General features: G+C 47.9%; 5 protein-coding genes. All 5 read left to right on the forward strand.

All coding sequences use genetic code 11. From position 1 onward, the window contains the following. Window positions 1–82: 82 nt before the first annotated feature. Window positions 83–844, forward strand: a complete 762-nt coding sequence (locus Q0198_RS00535; RefSeq protein WP_297893793.1) for a phage protease — start codon at window positions 83–85, stop codon at window positions 842–844. Continuing rightward, complete coding sequence (locus tag Q0198_RS00540) at window positions 844–1,707, forward strand: Mu-like prophage major head subunit gpT family protein (protein WP_297893794.1); 864 nt, start codon at window positions 844–846, stop codon at window positions 1,705–1,707. Before Q0198_RS00535 ends, Q0198_RS00540 begins: the two co-directional genes overlap by 1 nt. 196 nt (window positions 1,708–1,903) lie before the next feature. Then, a complete protein-coding gene (locus Q0198_RS00545) occupies window positions 1,904–2,209 on the forward strand; it encodes a hypothetical protein (RefSeq protein ID WP_297893796.1) in 306 nt (101 codons plus the stop codon). A gap of 15 nt (window positions 2,210–2,224) precedes the next feature. Beyond that, on the forward strand, window positions 2,225–2,461 hold the full coding sequence (locus Q0198_RS00550) for a hypothetical protein (protein ID WP_297893799.1): 237 nt from the start codon (window positions 2,225–2,227) through the stop codon (window positions 2,459–2,461). A gap of 68 nt (window positions 2,462–2,529) precedes the next feature. Next, window positions 2,530–2,729, forward strand: a 200-nt coding sequence (locus tag Q0198_RS00555; protein WP_297893801.1) for a hypothetical protein, incomplete at its 3' end; no start/stop codon positions are given.

The raw sequence follows: 2,729 nt of genomic DNA on the forward strand, positions 1-2,729 counted from the left end.
TTCACTCTTGATAGCCCCTAAATAGAGTGATTTTAACGGCGTTTGTCCGTATAATACCGCCAAATTTCGAGACGGAGGCAGTATGAGACAAGGCATAAATAGCGTTTTAGAGCTAAATTTTAAGCAGGACGAAAAGGTAAAGGTTTCGCCGGTCGGCGAAGTGATAGGTCTTGACGGGCGCGCGTTTCGGATTGACGGCGCCGCACTGATAGCCTCCATAGAAAAAAACGCCCTTGATATCGCCCTTGATGAAAACCACAGCTTTGGCGCGGCTTTAGGGTGGTTTGATAAGGATAGTTTCGAGCTTAGAGATGGCGGGATTTACGCTAGCCTAAGCCTAAATAAAACGGGTGAGGAGCTTATCGGCTCGCGGGCGTATCGATACCTAAGCCCCGTTTTTGATATGGGAGAGAATAGACGGGTGATCGGGCTTGATAGCGTAGGGCTCGTAAATCGCCCAAATTTGCTAAATAATGCAATCAACTCAAAAGGAGAGGAAGAGATGGATAAAGAAATTTCGGAGCTTTCGGCAAAAATAGACGCCCTAGGCAAGCAAATAGAGGAGCTTAGCGCAAATTTTGCCGCTAGCAACAAAGCAGAGGCTGTAAACGCAAAGCAAGACGATGCCGCAGAAAGCGAAGCGAATGCAAAAGAAAGTAACGCAATGGTGGAAAAGATTGCGGCGCTAGACGGACAGGTGCAAAAGCTTAGCTCCCTTTTGGGCGCGTTTTTCGGCAAAAAGGAGCTTCAAAAAAATAGCGCGTCCTCCCTAAGCGACGAGCAGAAAAAGGTGGCCTCTCTTTTAGGGCTTAGCGAAGAGGAATATGCAAAGGGGATTAAATAATGGCAAATTTTGAAGAGACATCGATCGGCTTTAAGGCGGTCTTTCAAAAGACCTTCAACGATACCAAAAGCGAGGCGGATGTTCTTGCTATGCGCATAGACAGCAACGATCTAAGCGAGAAATATGTTTGGCTGGGTAACTTTCCGATGATGAAAGAGTGGGTCGGCGATAGAGATATCAAAAAGTTCAAGGATTATGGCTATGCGCTAGAAAATCAGCCTTTCGAGGCTAGCGTTACGGTGCCAAATACTCATCTTGAATATGACAAAGTCGGGCTCTATAAACCTGCGATCGAACAGATGGCGTTCAATGCGAAAAAATTTGGCGGCGCGCTAGTGGCGAAAATTCTAGCCAATGCGGCCGACTCCACAAAGGGCAAATGCTACGACGGCAAGGCGTTTTTTGCCGCCGACCATGCATCTGGTAGTGATACCTATGCAAATAGCGGCACCGGCGCGCTGGATACGGCGCATCTTTTAGCTGCGGAAGCCTATATGATCAGCATTAAAGGCGACACCGGGCAAGCCCTGGGCGTAAGTCCGACGCATCTAATCTGCGGTCCTAAAAACCTTGCCGCGGCGATTACTGCGGTAAATAAGGAGCATTTAACCGCAGGCGAAACAAACCCTACTTTTAAGCGTTATAGTTTGCTCGTTTTGCCAGAGATCGCGGGCACTGAGTGGTATTTGATGGATCTAGGCAAACCGGTGCGCCCTTTCGTGCTTCAAGTTGCGAAAGATGGCGTCTTTGAGAGCAGCGACGACCATAAATTTATGAAAGACGCTGCACTATTTGGCTGCAAAAGCTTTATGAATGCAGGATACGCGTTATGGCAACTTGCCTATATGTCCACTGGCAAGTAAGTTTGAGCGCCAATGGACGGGACTAATTTACAGGCAAAACCGCTGAAAATTTTAAAATTTTGCGAAGCAAAATTTATGAAACTTTAGGTGGGTCGAGGGAGCGCCTGCGCTCCCCGTCGCAGGGCGGGCTTGGCTCGCCCGAGAAATCAAAAAAAAGGAGATAATATGCATTATTGTGCGGAGGATTTTTTAGAAGATGGACGAGGAATTTCTAAGCAGAGCGAGACAGAGTCTATTCAACAAGGCGGAAGTGAGCGAGGCTCTAGCGAAGCAAGCGATGGAGGAAGCCAGAGCGCTGAGCAAGAAAAAGGCGATTCCGAAACCCTCGCTAATGGATCTGGCGATGTTTCGACTCAAGCTACTACTGAAAATAGAGCCGACGCAGCTGGATCAGATACTGGCAAACGAAGCCCTAAGAGAAGCGGCAGCGATAAAAAATGATGACGGCAGCGGCGGGATAATCAAGAGCGGGCAGCGCAAAAGCGAGCTGAATCAAATTTAGAACAAAGGAGAAAATATGGCTAGCAGTAGCGATTACGTAACCCTCGGCGGCGGTAAACTCTATATCGACGTCTATAAAGAGGGTAAGCCTACGGGTAGATTTGAATATTTCGGACTAAGTTCCGACGTAAGCATAAAGACCGAGCTTGAGAAGCTAGAGCATACCAACACTGAGGGGGCAACGCAGGCGATAGATAAGACTATCGTAAAAAGCCAAAGTGCGAGTATGAGCTTTAAAAGTGATGAAATTTAGCCAGAGCCTATTTTGGCGAAACGTCGCAAAGCGGCAAGACGGCTAACGTTAAAATTACCGACGCCAAAGTGGGCGAAATCGTCGATCTAGGAGCCGTAGGTGGCAATCTTAGTGCCACCGTAGGCGGAGGCGGCACCGCTCCAAAAAAGGATGAGGACTACAAGTATCACGAAAATAGCGGGATAGTAGAGTTTTTAAAAGACGTTTCGGGCGAGGTTACGTTGAGCCTGAGCGCCGGTATCCAAAAAGAAAAGATGAGCGCCTTTAA

The sequence above is a fragment of the uncultured Campylobacter sp. genome (assembly GCF_938045205.1).
Lineage (GTDB): Bacteria > Campylobacterota > Campylobacteria > Campylobacterales > Campylobacteraceae > Campylobacter_B.

Coding starts and splice junctions, on each gene's coding strand:
- Q0198_RS00550 (WP_297893799.1), top strand. CDS start 2,225: ATGGCTAGCAGTAGCGATTACGTAACCCTCGGCGGCGGTAAACTCTAT.
- Q0198_RS00545 (WP_297893796.1), top strand. CDS start 1,904: ATGGACGAGGAATTTCTAAGCAGAGCGAGACAGAGTCTATTCAACAAG.
- Q0198_RS00535 (WP_297893793.1), top strand. CDS start 83: ATGAGACAAGGCATAAATAGCGTTTTAGAGCTAAATTTTAAGCAGGAC.
- Q0198_RS00540 (WP_297893794.1), top strand. CDS start 844: ATGGCAAATTTTGAAGAGACATCGATCGGCTTTAAGGCGGTCTTTCAA.